An 18,886-nucleotide genomic window follows, 5' to 3' on the forward strand; every position below is an offset into this window, starting at 1 on the left:
CTGAACCTATTCGGAAAGGAATAAAGATGTCCCGTTCTCCCGTATCTCACGAAACCCGGATTGTTGATCAATTCACACGATGGGCAAAACCGTTTGCTGAATTGCCCATCCATGCAGACGCTGAAAGCATGGCACAGACCGTTTCCGCCTGTTCTGTCACCAAAGGCATGAAGGTACTGGACGTGGCATGTGGGCCAGGCATTGTTGCTTGCGAACTCGCCCTGACAGGCGCCGACGTCACAGGAGTTGATCTTACCCCTGCCATGATCGAACAGGCCCGTCTGCGAGCACGCAAGGCCGGTGTGAGCGTGAAGTATCAGATTGGTAACGCGCAGCATCTCCCTTTTGAAGCGGAGAGCTTCGATCGTGTTGTGACACGTTACAGCTTTCATCACATGCAGGAGCCGGCTGAAATCCTGGCTGAGATGGTGCGTGTATGTCGGCCGGATGGGCGGATTATTGTCATTGATGCAACGCCAACTCCTGCCTGTCAGGCACACTATGACCTTGCTGAGACCCTGCGTGATCGTTCTCACACAAGCGCCCTCACCTTGCAGCAGTTACTGCGGCTGGGCGCGGATGCGGGCTTGTTCCCTCTGGTAACGCAGCAGTATCGTCTCGCATCCCGCTTGCAGGATCAGGTTGCCCCCGAAGACTGGTCTGCTCTGAAAGAAATGTTCGTGGAAGATATTGCCAGCGGGCAGGATCGATTGGGCATGGGGGCATGGAACGCTGAGGACGGCATTCATTTCTACTTTCCGATCTCAATCGTAGTGTGGCGCAAAAATTGCTAGGCGAACGGGGTGGCTATCAGTTGCCCCAATCTCCGGAAAAAACATTATGTTGCCGGTACGGTCCACGCTAGAATTCGGCACCGTTTTCTGCTGCCGGATGTCCAAGAGATGTTTTTTCCGTTGTCTTTCCGAAAGTTCTCGAATTTTTCAGCAAAGACGCTGGCCTGTTCGCTGTCATGTATCTCTTTGACATCATCATATGCAGTCGCTGGCGAGACGTCAGCGACTGCGGTTCCCACAGCAAGTCGGGTGGCGCACCCCGTTGCCTTCAGTGAAGAAGTTAAAACACGTCAGTTGTTGGTCGCGGTCGCCTTGGGTCATGCCCCGGCTGACCTTCTGATCCACAACGCAAAGGTTCTAAACGTCTACACTCTGAGTTGGGAGGATGGACAGGACATCGTCATTGCAGGGCAACGGATTGCTTGGGTAGGGCCTGTTGGGGCGTGGAAAGGTCAGGCGCTTTCAATCTTCGATGCAAAAGGGCTCGCGGCTGTCCCCGGTTTCGGGGAATCTCATAAGCATATTGAGAGTTCAATGCTCTCGCCCGAGTGGGAAGCAGCCCTTGTCATCCCACTGGGAAATACCTGGACCACGGAAGGCTCTCATGAGTTTGCGAATGTCAGTGGTACGCATAACGTTGAATTCTGGCTGACAGCAGAACACCTTGGCAGTCCGCTGAAAATTTTCCCTGCCCTCGGGTCAGCCACCCCGCCTTCTGCCTTCGAGCAAGGTGGCGGAAACTATGCCTACAAGGAAATCTCTGAAAACATTCGCGATAATCCACGCGTCCAGGGGCTGGACGAAGTGATGGACTGGCCTGCCGTTTCAAACCCTTCTCACCCTGGTCACCAACGGATCTGGGAAAACATTCAAGCTACATTCGATAATCGGGGCGTCGTCGACGGGCATGGGGCAGGATTGTGGGACATGGACACGATCAATGCGTTTGCCGGAGCGGGCCTCTCCAGCGACCATGAAACCCGGCTACCTGAAGAAGCATGGAACAAATTACAGCATGGCCTCTTTTTGCAGCTCCGTGATGACAATATTGAGCGGGCCGTCCCTTACTTTGTGCGTAAAGAACTGAAAAACTGGAATAATATTGCGCTTGTAACAGACGACAGGAATGTCGCGGATACGCTGAAGCAAGGAACAATGGATTATCATATCCGTCTTGCAATCAAGATGGGTGCGCCCATTGAGGCGTCATACGCAATGGGTAGCCTTTATCCGGCCCAGCATGGTCATATGGATCAGATTGTCGGGTCTATTACACCGGGTCGGTATGCTGACGTTGTCCTGCTATCTTCTGTGCCGGACGTGAAGATCAAGTATGTTTTTGCGAACGGAAAGCTGGCGGCCCAGGATGGGAAATACTTGCTCCCAGTGCCCAAAATTACATGGCCGACATGGGCATCCGATACGATCCACATCGGTAGAAAACTGACGGCAAAAGACTTTGAAATCCTGGCACCCAAGGGAAAAACGACCCAGGTTACGGCTGCTATTCAGGCCCCGTTTTACACTGATCCCGTTCAGAAAACAGCAATGCTCTCTGTGGTGAACGGGGTCGTTCAGCGCGATATCGCACATGATATCATCAAAGTTGCAACAGTAGATCGGTACATGGGACAGGCTCGGCTGGGCAAGATGTTCTGGACGGGTAATGGCCCTAAAACGCCCGATAGCGCCATCGCTACGTCCGTCTCCCACGATCTCCACAATATCACGGTCATGGGAACCAGCGACGAGGCAATGGCGCTCGCGGTCAATCGTATCGCCGAGCTCAAAGGTGGGATCGTGATGGTCAGCCACGGTAAGGTTCTCGCCGAAATGCAGTTGGAGATCGCAGGTCTGATGACCAGCCGTCCCGTGCAGGATGCCGCTGCGAGCATGGAAAATGTCTATGCTAAAGCTGACGGGCTCGAATGGATAGGAGCGCCCGGTTATCCGCGGAGACTTCTGATTTCGATGATCACATGCAGCCCATTCACATGGCGCCTGGTCGTTCCATACCCGGGCAATCCAAGCGGGCTGGTTCTTCTCCAGACGGGGCAGACGATGCCGACGGTCTGGTAAGGTATGAAGGCTGTTTCCCAGAACTTCTTCCACGTTAATAGAAATGTAAGAATATCCATTCAAGTTATTGTTTTTGCATTTTTATTTCTAGTTAATTTTCCTGCGTTAGCCGATCCGGAATCCATGACGAGAGTCTTGGTCTCGCTGGATCGGCCCGACACGGCGACGGTCATGATCGATATGGATCTGACAGTTCTTATGGGTGACCCTGCCAGATATTATGTGCTGGCGACTGGGCGCGGCTCACAACATGAGGCTGAAGTCAGATCCGTTGCTCAGGAAATTACCAAGGCCTTACCGCTTTTCTCGGGTCATTCTCCCCTTCACGCCACTCTTGTGACCTACAGTTTTTCTAGCAAGAGCCGGGATGAGTATATGGATCTGGCAGCAGACAAACCTGCTCATTTCCAGTTCGAGATACCGCTTCCTGCCAATAATGGCCCGTTACAACTGCGTATTCCACTGGGGGCTCAGATTGATTACCCCGTCGCTTATACGGTTCAGCTTCCTGAACGCCATTTTACACAAACGCGCTGGCTCGATGCCGGGCAGCATGAGAGCGTTACCTTTGACTATCGGGGGAAGCTTCCAACTGGCCATGTCGATCAGCCCGGAAGTTTTGATCCGGATACGTTGTCATGGTGGCAACAGCTTCCGGTTTATCTGAAGTTTGGGTTCAAGCATATCGTCCCGGAGGGGAAAGATCATATTCTCTTTGTCTTAGGGCTTTTCTTTCTTGGAATTAGCTGGCGCAAGCTGCTGTCCCAAACAACGGTCTTCACAATTGCCCATGCCACCACATTGTTTCTCTCAACCTATGGAATTTTTGATCTTCCAAGCCGTTTTGTAGAGCCAGCAATCGCTCTGTCGATTTCGTTCATAGGGCTGGAAAATGTCTTTAGTCCAAAACTGGGACGAATACGTCTGTTGGTTGTTTTTGCTTTCGGGCTGATTCACGGCTTTGGGTTCGCCAGCAGCCTGAGTGAAGTGCCCTTCCCTCATCGTGACTTCATTGCGGCTCTCATAGGCTTCAACTTTGGCGTTGATGCGGGACAGCTATTTATCATTCTCCTCGCAACACTGGTCGTAGGCGTTTTCAGAAACCGTCCGTGGTTCAGAAGACGAATTGCGATCCCTGCGTCGCTTCTCATCGCAGCAATTGGCCTGTTCTGGGCTGTTCAACGAATTTTAGCTTATCATTTACTGGTCTGAGGATCAGCCATTCGCTGCGTTCTGCTCTTTGTGAGGAAGAGACATGGGTATGACGGATGAGCAAAGCCTAGCATCATAAGAAAGCTCAACTTTCACGGTTAGGTTTCATCTATGAATTCTGTTCATAATTCATATGCATAGACAGGATATTATCGCACAAGATTGAGGACTGCATACTGCACATCTGATGTAACCGAGCCGAAGGGAGGCCTCATGCTCTATCTTATGAACGGCATGGTTTCTTCCGACCGGCGAGCTGTAGAGATCAAAAGATGATTGAAGCAAGCACCGATGTAGATGTGGCGGTGAGTGCCGATAAGGCGTGGAACCTGTTAGGCGGCTTCGATAATCTTCCACTCTGGATCCCAATGATTATCAGGAGCTTCCTGGAAGACGGAGGTCGCGTTCGACGACTGACGGCCAAAGACGGGTCTGTGATTGTAGAGCGCTTGGTCAGTTTCGATCAGCGCAAACGCACTTACACTTATGCCTATATCGAGGGACCGGACCCGGTTGAAGACTACCTTGGGAAGGTCACAGTTACATCCCTTTCCCCTGAACGTTGTTGTATAAGTTGGGGGAGCCAGTTTAGCCCGGTTGGAATAAGCAGCTCAGAAGCAGAAACGCGTTATCGCTCTGCTTATGCATCCGCCCTAAATCACGCAAAGACACTTCTGGAACAGGCGACTTAAGGTCCGTTTCCAGTAAATTTCCATAGTATTCAGGTTTTTAGGATAACTTTGATGAAAAATATTCTTCTTCTGAATGGTTCGAAAGCATTCGGCCACTCTCAGGGCCGTCTCAATGACACGCTCCAAGAGGTTGCTTACGAAACTCTAAAAAGCGCCGGGTTCGATATTCGTCAGACCAAAATTGATGCAGGCTATGATGTGCAGAGCGAGGTCGAGAATTTCCTCTGGGCCGATCTGATCATTTATCAGATGCCAGGCTGGTGGATGGGCGCGCCGTGGATCGTCAAGAAGTATGTCGATGAAGTTTTCACGGCTGGTCATGGCTCCCTGTACGCCAGCGACGGACGAAGCCGCTCCAATCCCAATCAGAAATATGGTTCAGGTGGCCTGATTCAAGGAAAGCATTATATGCTCTCCTTGACGTGGAATGCACCGGAAGAAGCCTTTGAAGATCCGGCCCAGTTCTTTGAAGGTAAAGGGGTGGATGCTGTTTACTTTCCTTTTCACAAGGCAAACCAGTTTTTGGGGATGAGTTCTCTCTCTACTTATCTGGCAACGGACGTCATCAAAGTCCCTGCCGTCGATAACGTCATACGGCGCTACCGTGAACACCTTTCAAAAGTCTTGGGATTTGTGCTTCCAGAAGCCACGCTGGATTCATGAGAGAAAACCGTTTTGCTTTAATGATGCGCTCGGTCTTATGAATGGTTCCAATTGCGTAGTTGGAGCAAAGTAGCAGAAAGTGCCAGGCCCGCACCAAGAAGGACAATTCCAGTCCAGCCGAATGTGGGCCAAACCATCATCGTCGCGGCGGAGCCAAGAGCTCCGCCAAGAAACATTGTTCCCATAAAAATGGTATTCAGGCGTGCTCGCGCTTCAGGCCGCAGGGCATAGACGACATGCTGATGCGACACGAGCGCGCCCTGAATTGCAAAATCCAGAACGATTACACCAGCGACCAGACCTGGAAGCGAATTCCAGAGACCGAAAATGCCCCATGACAGAAGTGTCAACATGGCCCCAAGAATAATCATTTTATGAGGGCCGTGTTGATCGGCAATTTTTCCGGCAATCGGGGCCGCAAGAATGCCAACGGCTCCGACAATGCCAAACAGACCGGCAGCGCCCGCCCCTAATCCAAACTTGGGCTCTTGCAGGTGAAGGGCGAGGATCGTCCAGAAGACGCTGAAAGCTCCAAACAGGAGACTTTGAGTGACTGCTGCGAGGCGTAACTGTGGAAACTCTTTCCAAAGGCCTGCAAGGGACGCAAGTAATTGCCTATAATGCATTTTCGAGGTCGGCTTGCTGGCAGGAAGAACCCACGCCAATAAGGCACCTGTGCCCAGCGCGATCGGAGCACCGAGCCAGAACATCTCGCGCCACCCGGCATATGTGGCGACGACACCGGCCAAGGTCCGACTTAGCAGAATGCCGCACAGGAGGCCTGCCATGACAATGCCGACAGTGTGGCCGCGTCTTTCCGGAGACGAAAGATGCGCGGCAAAAGGAACAATGAGCTGTGCAACAGTTGCGAGTGCACCAACCGCGACGGACGCCACAAGCAGGAGGGATGCGTTAGGCGCTATTGCCGCAGCGGCAAGGGCAAGCAGAACAAACTGAAGAACAATCAGCCGTTTGCGCTCCAGAAGGTCCCCGACAGGAACAAGAAGAAACAGTCCCGCGGCATAACCAAGTTGAGTGCCGGTTGGAATCATGCTTGTGGTCGAACCTGGCAGGTCACGCTTCATGATGCCAAGCATGGGCTGATTATAGTAGATGTTTGCAACTGCAACGCCGGCAGCTACAGCCATGCTAAGCGTCAGAAATGCGGAGAGTGTGTTAGCGCTGTCAGGGCGATCAGCGTGGCTGGAGACGGTCGTAGGAGTTTGATTGCTCATGATACTCGTTCCTTACCATGCCCCTGAGCAACATGGCGACAGGCTCCTTAAATCATGGGATTTTGCCATATTGTGCTGAGATACCGCATACTCATCCCGGCCTCTGTTTTCGTTTCATGAACTGATGCCCGCTAACCGTAAAGTTTCAGCTGTTTTACAGATCCAGCGTTCATCGGGATTCCATCCGGCCATTTGAGCGGCATTGAGCAAAGCCCCACCCACCGGTGGCAGACGGGGCACCAAGGGCGCACCGTGATGAGCGGCTAGTGTCTCTCGAAGGAGACGACTTTGGAGAGCTCCACCAGCGTAGCTCCAGGGGAGAGATGTATCGGGAAATTTATGCCTCGCAGCAGTGATGTGAGCCCCTAGAAGAGCTGCGGCTTCAACTATTATACGCTGAGCTGGCACAATGCCCTGCTCAGCCAGATCAGAAACCGTTTTTGCCAGGGATGCTACTGATGCACGAGGATTTTCGAGGCGGCTGTACCATTCCATTAGTCCCGCATCATAAGAATTCGCGTTAGAAGATAACCCAAGAACATCAGCAAACGGTTCGAGGAATGCCCAATCTTTCTGATTGCGGCCATCTAACAGCATCGCCAGTAATGACAGCGCCTGTCGGCCAATCCAGAACGCACTGCCTTCATCGCCAAACAGGCTTCCCCATCCGCCAACACGGTCTTGTTCGCCTTTGCCATTAACGACCCACGCGACAGAGCCTGTTCCTGCCAGCAGAAGAACGCCGCCATGCCCGGCAAATGCTCCGGTACAGGCAATATCCACGTCGTTGGTAATATTGAAAATATGCGGGAAATTTGCCGCTACGACGTCTTTCTGTTTTCGGCCGGATGGCCGCATCTCTCCGTAGCCCGCGAGCCCAAGAGATAGGGCTTTCGTGGTTGAGGGAAGACGGGACATCAAGGATATCAGGATGGACTGCCAGTCGACTTGATCGAATGGGTTGGAGCCAGGGGCTCTTATAACAGGGCCTAGAGTGCCGTCTCGGTGGAGAACGACAAGCAGTGTTTTGGTGCCCCCGCCATCTATTGCCGCGATGCTGGAACAGGTCACGGATCAATCCAATCAGACATGTCGTGCAGCAGTCGTTTCAGTGCTCATTGTATGCTTTAGGCCCTGTTGTAGAGACCGAGTGCATGCGCGGCTTCCGTGGCAATATCGTATCGAAGTTGAGAGACATTCCCGCTCCCATTCGGGTGGACCCTATTGGTTAAGATTAAGACGTATGAATCATTGGCCGGGTCGATCCAAAGCGACGTTCCAGTGAAACCTGTGTGACCGAAGGACGTATCAGAGAAAGAGCTGCCTCTGGGCGAGGAGTAATGCGTCGCAATATCCCATCCAAAGCCACGAAGTTCTGTTTTTCCTTGTGGTTGTTGTGGGGAGATCATCTGTTGCAGAGTTTCGCGCCGGAGTGGAAATGCACTTGGCCTGCCCGCAAGCCTATCCAGTAATGCTTGCGCGTACAGGCACATGTCATGAGCGTCTGAGAAGAGACCTGCATGCCCGGCCACTCCGCCCATACGGCGCGCAGTCGGGTCGTGTACCACGCCACGAAGCATCATGCCGTGTTCATCATATTGTGTTGGAGCGATGATCATTTTGAGTGATGGATCAGGCAGATAGCCGGATTCCGTCATCCTCAAAGGACTCAAAATTTCTTTTTGAACGTATGTGTTCAGAGAAAGCCCGCTGACTTTCTCGACCACAAGTCCCAGCGTGATGAAGTTGATATCGCTATAAACAAATTTATCGGCTGGGGGATTGGCCAGCGAAGAAGTCATCGCACGACGAACGGCTTCGGCTTTGCCATACCACGCATCGTCCAAAGACAGGTCCGGTGGCAAGCCGGAATAGTGGGTCAGGAGCAGGCGTATCGTGACAGGCGCTTTCCCATTCGCGGCAAAGGTAGGTAGATAATGGCTGACAGGTTCGTCCAGACCCACCTGCCCCCGCTCGACAAGTTGCATAATAGACAACGCTGTCATGGTAGGCTTGGTCAGAGACGCCATATCAAAGCGCGTATCCCAGGTCATCGTTTCTCGATCCGGAACCAATGCTCGGTTGCCGCAAACGTAACGATGTACAATCTGCCCCTGATGCCCGACTGCAAGAACAATCCCCGGTACCTCACCTTTCCGGACTGCTCGCTGCGCTAAGGTATCTACTCGCAAGAACCTGTCGTCTGAAGATTGAGCACAAGCAGACAGACCGCCACAGACCAATGTTGCGGTGCCCGTCAGAAAAATGCGCCGACTTGTAACAGCCAAGTTACGTTTGGACGATGAAGGATTGGGACTTTTCATCTTGCTTTTATCTCCTGATGGACCACAGGGCTAGCCACGCTCTGCTGATGTTCGGAGTTCTACGACAAAGTCATAGAGATCGGCGCGATAGCATGAGAATGTCACCTCAAGTATTCGTCCATCTGCCAAAAAAGATCTTCGCTCAATTTCAAGAATGGCACTTGGCAGCACAAGGTGGAGGAGCTCTGCCTCTTGAGTAGTCGCCATTCGGGCACGAATGCGCTGAAGCGCTCTGACTGGCAACAGGCCTCGCTCTTTCAACGCCTCATAAAATGAATCTTTGACTAACTCGGGAGATGCCAGATCCCTGCGAGAAATAACGGCGGTCTCAATGGCCAGAGGTTCCCCATCTGCGGTTCTGATCCGCTTGAGGCGAAGCACGGGTGCGCCCGGGGCCATACCCATTGCCATTGCTTCGTCCGGGCTGGCCCCAGCCATGCGCTTGCCTAGCCAGATTGAGCCGGGTTCATAGCCCCTCGCCCGCATATCTTCGGAAAAGCCCATCAAGGCAGACAGGGGCTGCTGGATGCGTCGGGTGACAAAGGTTCCAGCACCTGGGCGTTGAGTTAGAAGTCCCGCATTTACCAACTGCTCTAACGATTTGCGGACTGTCACTCGTGAAACACCGGTGAACTCTGCAATTTCCCGCTCTGGAGGAACAGCATCTCCACCCTTAAGGGCTCCACTCTCAATCAATTCCCTTAGTTGCTCAGCAAGTTGCAAGTAGAGAGGCTTGCGGTCTGCGGGATCAGGCGTCAGGGCAGCGAACAGCTTTTGCGAACTTATCACGTGCATGAAAATTACTCGTGTTCCTGGCGGGACGTAAGAGCGGCGCGCAAATTACCTTCGTGGGCAACAAGAGCACTTTCGGCGTCGTCAATTGTCATGCCGGACCGAACGAGCACGGCTCGCTTGACGTTTTGACCACTCACTGCAAGTGCATCAGCGATTTCCGCGGGAGTTCCGCCCGCTAACAAGTGCACCATCTGTGCTGCTCGTCTTTCCAGTTTTGCATTGACGACGCGCATGTCCACCATCTGCCCCCGGTAGCAATGACCCATCTGAATCATGAGCGTAGTGGACAGAAGATTTAGAGCCGCTTTTTGTGCCGTCCCTGCCTTCAAACGCGTTGACCCGGCAATAACTTCAGGACCCGTGACGATACTGAGACCCATCTCTGCCTCACTGAGAAGTCGGCCGGCCGGATTGGAGCTTATGCCGACAGTCAGCGAGCCCATTTCTCTGGCAGTTGCAATCGCGGCACACGTGTAGGGGGTTGCACCACTTGCTGCGATCCCGAGGACAACATCATTCGGCCCTGGAGTGTGAGACAATATCTCGGCACGAGCCGTATCCTCGCGGTCTTCCGCTCCTTCGACAGCTTCGAAAAGCGCTTTGGTACCTCCGGCCAGCATGAGAACCAGACGCTCAGGCTCCCACCCAAACGTAGGTGTAAGTTCTACACCGTCCTGAAGCCCGACACGCCCAGATGTACCGGCACCCACGTAAAAAAGGCGCCCTCCTGCCTGTAGCCGAGGAAGCGCCGCAGCGACGATTTTTGCAATTTGCGGGACTGACGTTTTAACAACTGCTGTTGCGGACATCTGGGCTTCCGCAAGTGCGTCCAGAATGGAGGTAGCCGGCCAAAGGTCAACGTCGACATAACGGGGGTCCTGAGATTCCGTGCCAGAAGAAACCTTTGAAAGGTTATTGGGGTCCTTGATGGCCATGATTGTCAGTCCTTTGAAGTGTCGGGGGCAGACGGAAAGTGTTGGAGCCCGCCTTTTGTGAACATTATTGAAATAGATCCCGATATGACCATCAAGGTAATTCCTAACGGCACTAACCAGGGAAAAGCCACGTGCCAGCTATAATACTGTAATGCCCCCATCATTACGGCCATGCCTGCCAGAGAAACAGAAAATCCTGTTAACGCATCTTTCAAGCGTGCTGAAGGATACAGCATTCCAAACAGGAAGGTGCCTAGTGTTGGCCCATAAGACCATCCTGCGACTGTTAAGCCCAGAATGACCGCTGATTGTCGGCTTCCTGTGAACCACAGCGCAGTCAAGACAAGGGCAAGGCTGCACACCAACGTTAGGACCCGAGGTGCGAACAGCTTGCCCTGCCCTAAATTTAAGCATGTTTGGCACGTCTGAAGGGCACGTGCGGGTAAAGGGCCAAAATCGGTTAAAACGGCACTTGCCATTGCGTTCAGTGTAGATGATAGCGAACCCATCGTTGCGCTTAATACACCTGCCAGGAGCAATCCGCCTAAGCCTGCTGGCAGCCCTGAAACAATAAAAGTCGGGAAAAGGTCGTCAGGAGAATTCAGCCCCAGAGACGTGAGAGAGGTGCCTCCATTGCGTATCCAGAGTTGCACGCCGATTAGGGACAGGATCCCAAACAAAAACGCGATAACAATAGCACTTCCCATCAGTGCAAGGCGCGCATCTCTCAAGCTTCGTGCTGCCAGAAGGCGCTGAACCATGAGTTGGTCAGTTCCGTGAGAGGCAACTGAGAGAATAGCTCCTCCGACTAACGCAGCTAACAGCGTAAAAGGATCAGACACCAGGTTGCCCATAGTCATATGATGGAAAGGTGCCAGATGCCCTGATCTCCAGGCACTGGACCAACCTTCAGGAGAGATCTCGTGATTCAGCAGTGAAACACAGATGACTGCGCCAAAAAGATAAATGCAAAGCTGAATAGTATCAGACCATACGACCGCGCGAAGACCACCCATCATCGTATAAGTCAGTGTAAATACCATAATGATGCCCATGACTAAGGCGCGGTTTATGCTGATCCCTTCATGATCAAGCATCCACATGAGTGGGATAAGCCCTGCCGATAAACGAACGCCTTCCGCAAGCAGTCGGGTTATCAGAAATGCGGCTGACGCCGCTCGCTGCAATCCAGGACCGAAGCGATGGCCCAGATACTGGTATGCACTCGTCATGCGCCCTTGTGCATACAGCGGTAAAAACCATATGGTCACGATTAAACGGCCAATAAAATATCCTGCCGCGAGCCCCAGGAACACCATACCGCTTCCATAACTTACTCCCGGAATACTGATGAATGTCAGGGTTGAGGTCTCCGTAGCAACCAAAGACAGGCAGATTGCCCACCACGGCAGGTCATGATCGGCTGAGAGAAAATCTCCGGATGAGTTCTTTCGGCCTGAAAGCGTGATCGCCAGGACAGGCAGTGCAATGAAATAAGCACAGATTACAGCAATGTCGGCAAACTGCATGAATGTTTCCTCGTAAACCTCAATTGCCATAGAACCTTAATAATACCAAAAAAATACCTGATAACTCACTCCTGCCCTTCTCCTCAGATATGGAAACACGCACTCAAGCTCTACTTTAGATCTCTGTTGAAATTGCTCATGCGATCGATGAGCGCTTGGGATAGTCTTGAACATTTCCAGAGCGCTCATTTTTTCGCGTATCTCAAAATCCAGAGGAGACCGAGACAATTCCTGCAAATCCACCTGCTACGTTGTAGGTTGGTGCGCTGGCGGCAATCGCTGTGCCATACACGCCTGTCGTGGCATGAGCGTTCGTTGCAACAGAATACGTTGAAGAGAGGTAACCCTTGTTACCAAGCCCAAGATTAACCAAATTCAGCTGAATTTGCGGGCGATGCAGGAAACCAACAGACTGAAATCTGTAGCCAAAATTCATATTCAGAGTTTCATATGCTGGCATCTTCTCATCGTTCATAAATGTGGAGTATTGACTTCCAACATAGTTGAACAAAAGGCCACCAAAGGCGCTGCCATTGTCATACAAAATTCCGACGGATGCTGTGAATTCCGGCGTATTAACAGCCAGTTTTCCCTTAGTTCTCAGATAGTCACCGCTGGACGCTCTCAAGTTATTATCGATCGTCGCGTGGATATACTGTCCTGAGATATATGGGCTTAAATGATGCCAAGGCTTCAATCCCAGTTCAATAGTTGCTCCGCGCGATGTTTGTCCACCACCATTAATGGATGAACTCACTCGCGTTCCGCCCACAACTTCTGTCGTGGAAACCTGACGGTTTGTAAAATTGTAATTAAATAGGGCAATATTGACGTTTACGAAGCCATGATGGCGATATCCCAGCTCTTCAGAAATTGCGTATTCTGGCTTTAGATTTTGTGCATGGCCACGCGTCTGTTTGCCGGTGGCGACGCTGATAAAATCAGCGTAGCTCGGCCACCCAGCAGGTTCGGCAAAGCCCGTTGTTCCGTTAACGAAAATTTGGTCATTCGGTGTGATCTGATAACTTGCCATCACTTGAGGAAGCGGCACGGCATCGCTATTGCCATTTCTGTATGAGGGTAGCCCAGGCATGATTTGCGTGAGTTGTCTTGTAATCATGCTTTCTTTGAATGCGGCAGAAAGCTTTAAGCGGTCATTCAGTGCACTATATTCATCGAAAATATAGGCTGTATTGGTCTGCTGCATAAAATTAATATTGTAACTGTGCAGCACGTCACCCGCCGCAGAAACAACCGGGTACTTTCCAGACATGCTGGCGATACTACCGTTCGCATCCGCCGCAGCATATGTTGCAGCTTCTGGCTGCGCAAAGTATGCGTACCAGTACCCGACCGTTAGAGTATTGTGACCATGTTTCCATGACAACGAGGCGTTGAGCCCGGCATTATTTTCTTTGAACGTGTCCGTAATCGAAACGGGGAAAGAACCGTTATAGGATGGGGATACGTTCAGGTTCCCGGCTGGCATGTTTCCGTAATAGCTGCCAGTATTGCTCAGACTGCTACCGACGTCTCCATACCCATCGGAATGCATGTAATAAGGGGTCAGGTGAGCAGTTAGTTGATGTCCCAAGTCAAAATGCATCGGAGCGCCGATCGTAATGGCGTTTCGGACGTTCTGCTGGAAACGGTAATAATTGGCGCTGCCTGGGATATAGTCCTTTTCCCAGTTAAAATTGGTACCGTACTGCTTCCACTGAGTCAGTGTTGGGAAGCGCGGATAGAAACTGGTCGTGGTGTTGTATGAAACCAGTAATTCCGCTCCGCTATGTCCCCACTCTTTTACGGTCTTATTGTCCATATGGTAGCGGGTTGTGTAGCCTGGACCACGCCAGTCTTCTGCATGTGTATGGGAAAAAGAAGCATAGGATCGGATGCCGGTATGTCCGATTTCTCCAGTATCTATCCGAAAAAATTCACGGTCCAGGCTGTAGGACCCGCCGCTGAAGTCTGCATAGCCACCAGCATGATCTGAAGGCGTTCGCAGAGTCTGTGTCAGTTCACCACCGACAGCATTATACAGGGGAGATGTAGGTGAAGCTGAGCCTTGCGTCAGGTCTACGCGAGCCAAGTTTTCATTATCTACGTTCTGCGTTGTGTAAAGCTTGTAATTCGACGGGTCCGCAGCAGGAATTCCGTCCATCAGATAGCCAATTTCCGTTTGTGCCATTCCTCGAACCGTAAGGTTGATGCGTTGATCATCAAGTCCGAGTGGATCATTTCGTCCAACGGCTACACCCGGCATGCTGGCAATCATGGATGCGGTATTCTGCGTCGGCGGCTGATGAGCAATAAAGTCTCGAGTAAAGGCACTCCGGGCCTTGGGTACGGTCTGAACAGGCATCATACCCGCTCCTGCCGAATGCCCGCTCGCTCCATCGGGAGCATTTTTCGCCGTAACCTTTACTTCTTCAGCGTCACCCGAAGCGGAAATGGATTTTTCTTTTTTATTTTCGGATGCAGCCTGCGACGTAGATTTTGCCTCTACGGAAGCTGTTGCCCAAACGGCACACCCTACCCCCAGCATAAGAACCTTACGATAACGCATCGTTCTCTCTCCCAAGCCTCAGCCCGTCATAGGTAAACCATGAATAATACCTTTCTAATACCTATTAATTACGATTGTAAACCGATTCTGCCTTTGGCTCCTTGGTGCTGAATTTTTTTGACATAAGAGGAATATATTTTCAGTAAAACCTCAAAAGAAAAAATTTATTGGGTTGATAAAGTAGGTCAATAAAGTAATTTATATTAATAAATTACCAATTATATAAAATAAATAATGGGAGTAAATCTCTATAACTATCCATATCTATTTTTATGGAATAAATTATTATTGCTATGGTAAGGATAATTATGTTTTTCTAATTAATATAGAAAAGCATAATCATTTTTTAAGCTATAAGAGAATGATGCGGCTTACTAGAGAAATGCCGCTCGCGAGAGGTAATCCAACGTGATCAGTCTTCAGATTTTTCCGACGCGTTGAAACGCCCTTCAAACGCCAATTCTTTAAGACTGACCCGACTGGAGGGCTGCTCACGTTTCCGCAGTTCCTCTGAGAGGTTCTCGCCACTTGCCTGTTTTCCAATGACCAAAGCTGCATGAAGCTGATAGCCTTCCGGTAGTTCTAGGCCTGCATGGGCGAGATCATGATCAAAGCCACTGATAGGATGAACAGCCCACCCTGCTTGAGATGCTTGTAACTGAACAAGGACAGAAGCCGCACCAGCATCGAATGAGTGCGTCGTCAGAGGAGATGGCTCGCCAGTTCGACTTGAGATGGTAATCGTTCTGGATGCGACAAACACGATAGCCGATGCGTTTTCTGCCCATGACCGGTTAAACGGGATTAACCACGATAGAAAACGCTCCCATTCTGGCGTGTTGCGCCGAGAATAAATGAAACGCCACGGCTGGCTATTATACGCTGAAGGTGCCCACCGCCCCGCATCGAGAAACCCCAAAAGATCCTGAGGGTCAATATCTACCGGACTAAAAGACCTTGGAGACCAGCGATTAAGGATGAGCGGTTCGACAGAAGAATGAGCGGTGCGCTCAGGAGCGGTTGTCATAAATATAGCCTTTTTAAAAAGAAATGCTCATGCGTCATGAACACCCAGCGCATTGAGCAAGGTTGTCCGGAGTGCCTCAACATCACCATCGGAGTGTTTTCTCGGCCGTGAAAGAGGAATTGGAAGATCGACCCGGATTTGCCCCTGTTCAAGCACAACGGCTCGATCTGCAAGTAGCAGCGCCTCATCCACATCATGTGTGACAAGAAGAACAGTGCAACCATGTTTTTTCCAGAGGTCGGCGACTAATTGCTGCATTTTCAGACGTGTGAGTGCGTCAAGGGCCGCAAAGGGTTCGTCTAGCATGAGAAAGGCAGGTTCCCGCACCAGTGCCCTGGCCAAGGCAGCCCGCTGCGCTTCACCGCCGGAAAGGGTCGCAGGCCATGCATTGGTTCGATGTGACAGCCCCACTTCTTCCAAAACGACTTCGGCACGCTGTCTGGCACTCGCGTCTTCCTGGCCTAGAACAATATTTTTCCAGACCTTTTTCCAAGGTAGCAGCCGGGATTCCTGGAAAACGACCGAAACTCGTTGTGGTCTGGTCAAAATGCCCTCTGTCACTGGATCAAGTCCTGCAAGTGTTCTCAGGAGAGTTGATTTTCCTGAGCCACTATGTCCGAGCAACGCTACAAATTCGCCTGGAGCTATGGCCAGATTGAGCCGGTCCAACACGGGAGAGCCGCCGTCGAAGCGCTTTGTCAGTTGTTGGATGCTAACTGCTGCCTTTTGTGGAGTAGTTTTCAAAGCAGTCATGTCGGGCGCTTCTTTTCATTGCTAGGACGCCAGGCCAAGAATATGGCTTCCAGAAAGCGGATAATTTGATCTGACAGAAGACCGAGGACTCCGTAGACGAGAAGTCCGACCAGAATGATATCCGTGCGCATGAAGTCCTGCGCATCCATCATCATATGGCCAATCCCGCTTTCGGCATTCACCTGCTCTGCAACTACAAGCATCATCCAAGAAACCCCTACGGCGTACCGCAAGCCTGTCAGGAAATCTGGTAGCGCTCCCGGTAGAAAAATGTCCCTGATTGTCTGCCAGCGTGACAGGCCTAATGTGGACCCCATTTCCAGAAGTTTAGGGTCAATGGAGCGAATTCCACTGTGAAGATTCAGATAGATCGGAAATATGGCGCCTAGCGCAACGAGCAGAATTTTAGGCGTTTCACCAATTCCGAACCACAGAATGAATAACGGAACCAGCGCCAGCGCAGGAAGGGTACGTAATATCTGTAGGGGCGCGTCGACAATGTCCTCACCTGCTTTGGATAGGCCTGAGATAAGAGCCAGTAAGACGCCTAAAATGAGAGCTAGCCCTAACCCGCTAGCAGCCCGCAGAAGGGAGACACCAAGATTATATGGCAACGTTCCGTCAAGGGTGAGCGCCCATCCTGTGATAGCTATCTGCGCAGGAGATGAGACAAGTCGCGTTGACAAGAAACCTGAATAGCACGCTGCCTGCCAGCAACAGACCAAAAGAACGGGGGACGCGTATCTCCGCAAAGACGCAAGGCTTGCAAACGACAATGGCCCTTTTGGAACTTCGGTGGCGCTTCGCGTCTCGGTCAAGACGACGGTGTCTGACATTGGCTTGCTCCACAACCGAAAGGAGCAATGATTGTTTCAACTCTACGCGGAGATGTCAGATGAATATTCTAAATGTGAGAGTTTTACAGGACTTGACGATCGTCTCTCGACCTTTCCTGCCCGACACACTGGCGTGTGCAGCTTTTTAATCCAGAGAGAAGAGCGTGTGTTGTGCGGGATATTTTCAGCCCTTGGTTTCCGCGTCCCGTCAAAGATGTTGTAATCTCGGCCAGACTGAGATCGGAGATCCCCCATGGGTGACAAGCCATTTTTAGAGCACTGCCTCCCAGAGGGCATGGACGAGGTTCTCAAAAAGCTCATTCCATTGTTCGAAGAGCGGGCTGCGCGGTATGACCGGAGTGGTAGCATTTCCCTCGAGAACCTTCAGGATCTTCAAGATGCAGGTTTTTTATCGCTTGCTCTTCCCAGAAGCGCAGGCGGCCAAGATATTTCACTGAGCGCGATAGTCAGGATTGTCGGACAGATCGCGCAAGGAGATCCGTCAACTGCCCTTATTCTGGCAATGCAGTATCTTCAAACTGCAGCTTTTGCTCATTCGTCCGAGTGGTCAGAAGAGGTCAAACAGGAGTTGTTCGAGAGCGTTCTTCAGGAGGGGGCGCTCATCAATGCTCTGCGTGTAGAGCCGGAGTTAGGAACGCCTGCCAGAGGCGGTCTGCCAGCTACGACTGTCAGTCTGCGCGGACAAGCCTGGTGCATCAGCGGCCGCAAAATCTTCTCAACAGGCTCGACTGCCCTGCAATGGGGAATTGTCTGGGCCAAAACGGACGAGACTGACCCCAAGGTTGGTCCTGTCCTGGTTCCGCTTGACCTTCGAGGTGTCCGCATTGAGAAAAGCTGGCACCAGATGGGTATGCGCGCGACCGGAAGCCATACAATCATCTTTGATAATGTGGAAATTCCAGAGCGATACCTTGGTCTGCTCTCAGCGTCTGCGTCAAATGAGGGTCGCCCTACTGTAGCCATTGCCAGTTGGCATGCCATTGTTATTGCTTCGCTGTATAATGGTATTGCTGTGGCGGCCCGTAATTGGCTGATTAACTTCCTGCACCAGCGCGTCCCGTCCAATTTAGGGGCGTCTCTAGCGACTTTGCCACGGTTCGAAGTTCTTCTTGGCGAAATCGACGCACTGCTCCTTTCTAATGCCGGCCTCATCGACCACGCTCTTCAGCTCCAAGAGCAAGGTATTGAAATCACTATACTGGCGGGTTTAACCAAGCACTCGGTCACTGAAAACGCGATCCTTGCCGTGGGCAAGGCGGTGGCAGCCATTGGAAATCCTGGTCTAAGCCAAGCTAATCCTTTGGAACGCCACTATCGGAACGTGCTGTGTGGGCGAATTCATACGCCTCAGGGAGATAGCGCTCTTCTGGCGGCTGGCCGCGAAGCACTGAAAAAACGAAACTAGATTCGTTGGGACCGTTT

At 51.6% G+C, this 18,886-nt stretch carries 16 protein-coding genes; 6 read left to right on the plus strand and 10 right to left on the minus strand.

Going from position 1 to position 18,886, the window contains the following annotated elements; genetic code table 11:
• The first annotated feature begins 26 nt into the window (after nucleotides 1-26).
• The 5 genes from ABDK75_RS07410 (at nucleotide 27) to ABDK75_RS07430 (ending at nucleotide 5,440) form a co-directional block, all read left to right on the plus strand.
• Nucleotides 27-794, plus strand: coding sequence for a class I SAM-dependent methyltransferase (locus ABDK75_RS07410; RefSeq protein ID WP_346005394.1), 768 nt, complete (start codon nucleotides 27-29; stop codon nucleotides 792-794).
• A gap of 249 nt (nucleotides 795-1,043) precedes the next feature.
• On the plus strand, nucleotides 1,044-2,873 hold the full coding sequence (locus ABDK75_RS07415; RefSeq protein WP_346005395.1) for an adenine deaminase C-terminal domain-containing protein: 1,830 nt from the start codon (nucleotides 1,044-1,046) through the stop codon (nucleotides 2,871-2,873).
• A 123-nt stretch (nucleotides 2,874-2,996) separates the two neighbouring features.
• Entirely contained in the window at nucleotides 2,997-4,085 is a 1,089-nt protein-coding gene (locus tag ABDK75_RS07420; RefSeq protein ID WP_346005396.1) for a HupE/UreJ family protein, read from the plus strand.
• 272 nt (nucleotides 4,086-4,357) lie between these two features.
• Entirely contained in the window at nucleotides 4,358-4,777 is a 420-nt protein-coding gene (locus ABDK75_RS07425) for an SRPBCC family protein (protein ID WP_346005397.1), read from the plus strand.
• A 51-nt stretch (nucleotides 4,778-4,828) separates the two neighbouring features.
• Nucleotides 4,829-5,440, plus strand: a complete 612-nt coding sequence (locus ABDK75_RS07430) for an NAD(P)H-dependent oxidoreductase (RefSeq protein WP_346005398.1) — start codon at nucleotides 4,829-4,831, stop codon at nucleotides 5,438-5,440.
• A gap of 35 nt (nucleotides 5,441-5,475) precedes the next feature.
• Here the strand turns inward: ABDK75_RS07430 and ABDK75_RS07435 are convergent, their stop codons facing one another.
• The 10 genes from ABDK75_RS07435 to ABDK75_RS07480 form a co-directional block, all read right to left on the minus strand.
• Complete coding sequence (locus tag ABDK75_RS07435; protein WP_346005399.1) at nucleotides 5,476-6,675, minus strand: MFS transporter; 1,200 nt, start codon at nucleotides 6,673-6,675, stop codon at nucleotides 5,476-5,478.
• A gap of 114 nt (nucleotides 6,676-6,789) precedes the next feature.
• On the minus strand, nucleotides 6,790-7,746 hold the full coding sequence (locus ABDK75_RS07440; protein WP_346005400.1) for a BadF/BadG/BcrA/BcrD ATPase family protein: 957 nt from the start codon (nucleotides 7,744-7,746) through the stop codon (nucleotides 6,790-6,792).
• A gap of 56 nt (nucleotides 7,747-7,802) precedes the next feature.
• Nucleotides 7,803-8,999 carry a serine hydrolase domain-containing protein gene (locus ABDK75_RS07445; protein WP_346005401.1) on the minus strand — a complete coding sequence of 399 codons (1,197 nt, stop codon included), beginning with the start codon at nucleotides 8,997-8,999 and terminating at the stop codon, nucleotides 7,803-7,805.
• A gap of 30 nt (nucleotides 9,000-9,029) precedes the next feature.
• On the minus strand, nucleotides 9,030-9,794 hold the full coding sequence (locus ABDK75_RS07450; protein WP_346005402.1) for a GntR family transcriptional regulator: 765 nt from the start codon (nucleotides 9,792-9,794) through the stop codon (nucleotides 9,030-9,032).
• A gap of 5 nt (nucleotides 9,795-9,799) precedes the next feature.
• A complete protein-coding gene (locus ABDK75_RS07455) occupies nucleotides 9,800-10,729 on the minus strand; it encodes an N-acetylmuramic acid 6-phosphate etherase (protein WP_099212977.1) in 930 nt (309 codons plus the stop codon).
• Between the two features lie 5 nt (nucleotides 10,730-10,734).
• The gene (locus tag ABDK75_RS07460; RefSeq protein WP_346005403.1) at nucleotides 10,735-12,258 is read right to left on the minus strand and encodes a sodium:solute symporter; all 1,524 of its coding nucleotides are present in this window, start codon (nucleotides 12,256-12,258) and stop codon (nucleotides 10,735-10,737) included.
• Nucleotides 12,259-12,460: 202 nt separating this feature from the next.
• Entirely contained in the window at nucleotides 12,461-14,827 is a 2,367-nt protein-coding gene (locus ABDK75_RS07465; protein WP_346005404.1) for a TonB-dependent receptor plug domain-containing protein, read from the minus strand.
• A gap of 412 nt (nucleotides 14,828-15,239) precedes the next feature.
• Entirely contained in the window at nucleotides 15,240-15,854 is a 615-nt protein-coding gene (locus ABDK75_RS07470; RefSeq protein WP_346005405.1) for a nitroreductase family protein, read from the minus strand.
• A gap of 27 nt (nucleotides 15,855-15,881) precedes the next feature.
• Nucleotides 15,882-16,607, minus strand: coding sequence for an ABC transporter ATP-binding protein (locus ABDK75_RS07475; RefSeq protein WP_346005406.1), 726 nt, complete (start codon nucleotides 16,605-16,607; stop codon nucleotides 15,882-15,884).
• Nucleotides 16,604-17,443, minus strand: a complete 840-nt coding sequence (locus ABDK75_RS07480; RefSeq protein WP_346005407.1) for an ABC transporter permease — start codon at nucleotides 17,441-17,443, stop codon at nucleotides 16,604-16,606. Before ABDK75_RS07480 ends, ABDK75_RS07475 begins: the two co-directional genes overlap by 4 nt.
• Before the next feature lie 253 nt (nucleotides 17,444-17,696).
• Here ABDK75_RS07480 and ABDK75_RS07485 point away from each other — a divergent pair, with 253 nt between their 5' ends.
• Nucleotides 17,697-18,869 carry an acyl-CoA dehydrogenase family protein gene (locus ABDK75_RS07485; RefSeq protein ID WP_346005408.1) on the plus strand — a complete coding sequence of 391 codons (1,173 nt, stop codon included), beginning with the start codon at nucleotides 17,697-17,699 and terminating at the stop codon, nucleotides 18,867-18,869.
• Nucleotides 18,870-18,886: the final 17 nt, after the last annotated feature.

It is taken from the genome of Gluconobacter sp. OJA, from assembly GCF_039638325.1.
Classification (GTDB): domain Bacteria; phylum Pseudomonadota; class Alphaproteobacteria; order Acetobacterales; family Acetobacteraceae; genus Gluconobacter; species Gluconobacter cerinus.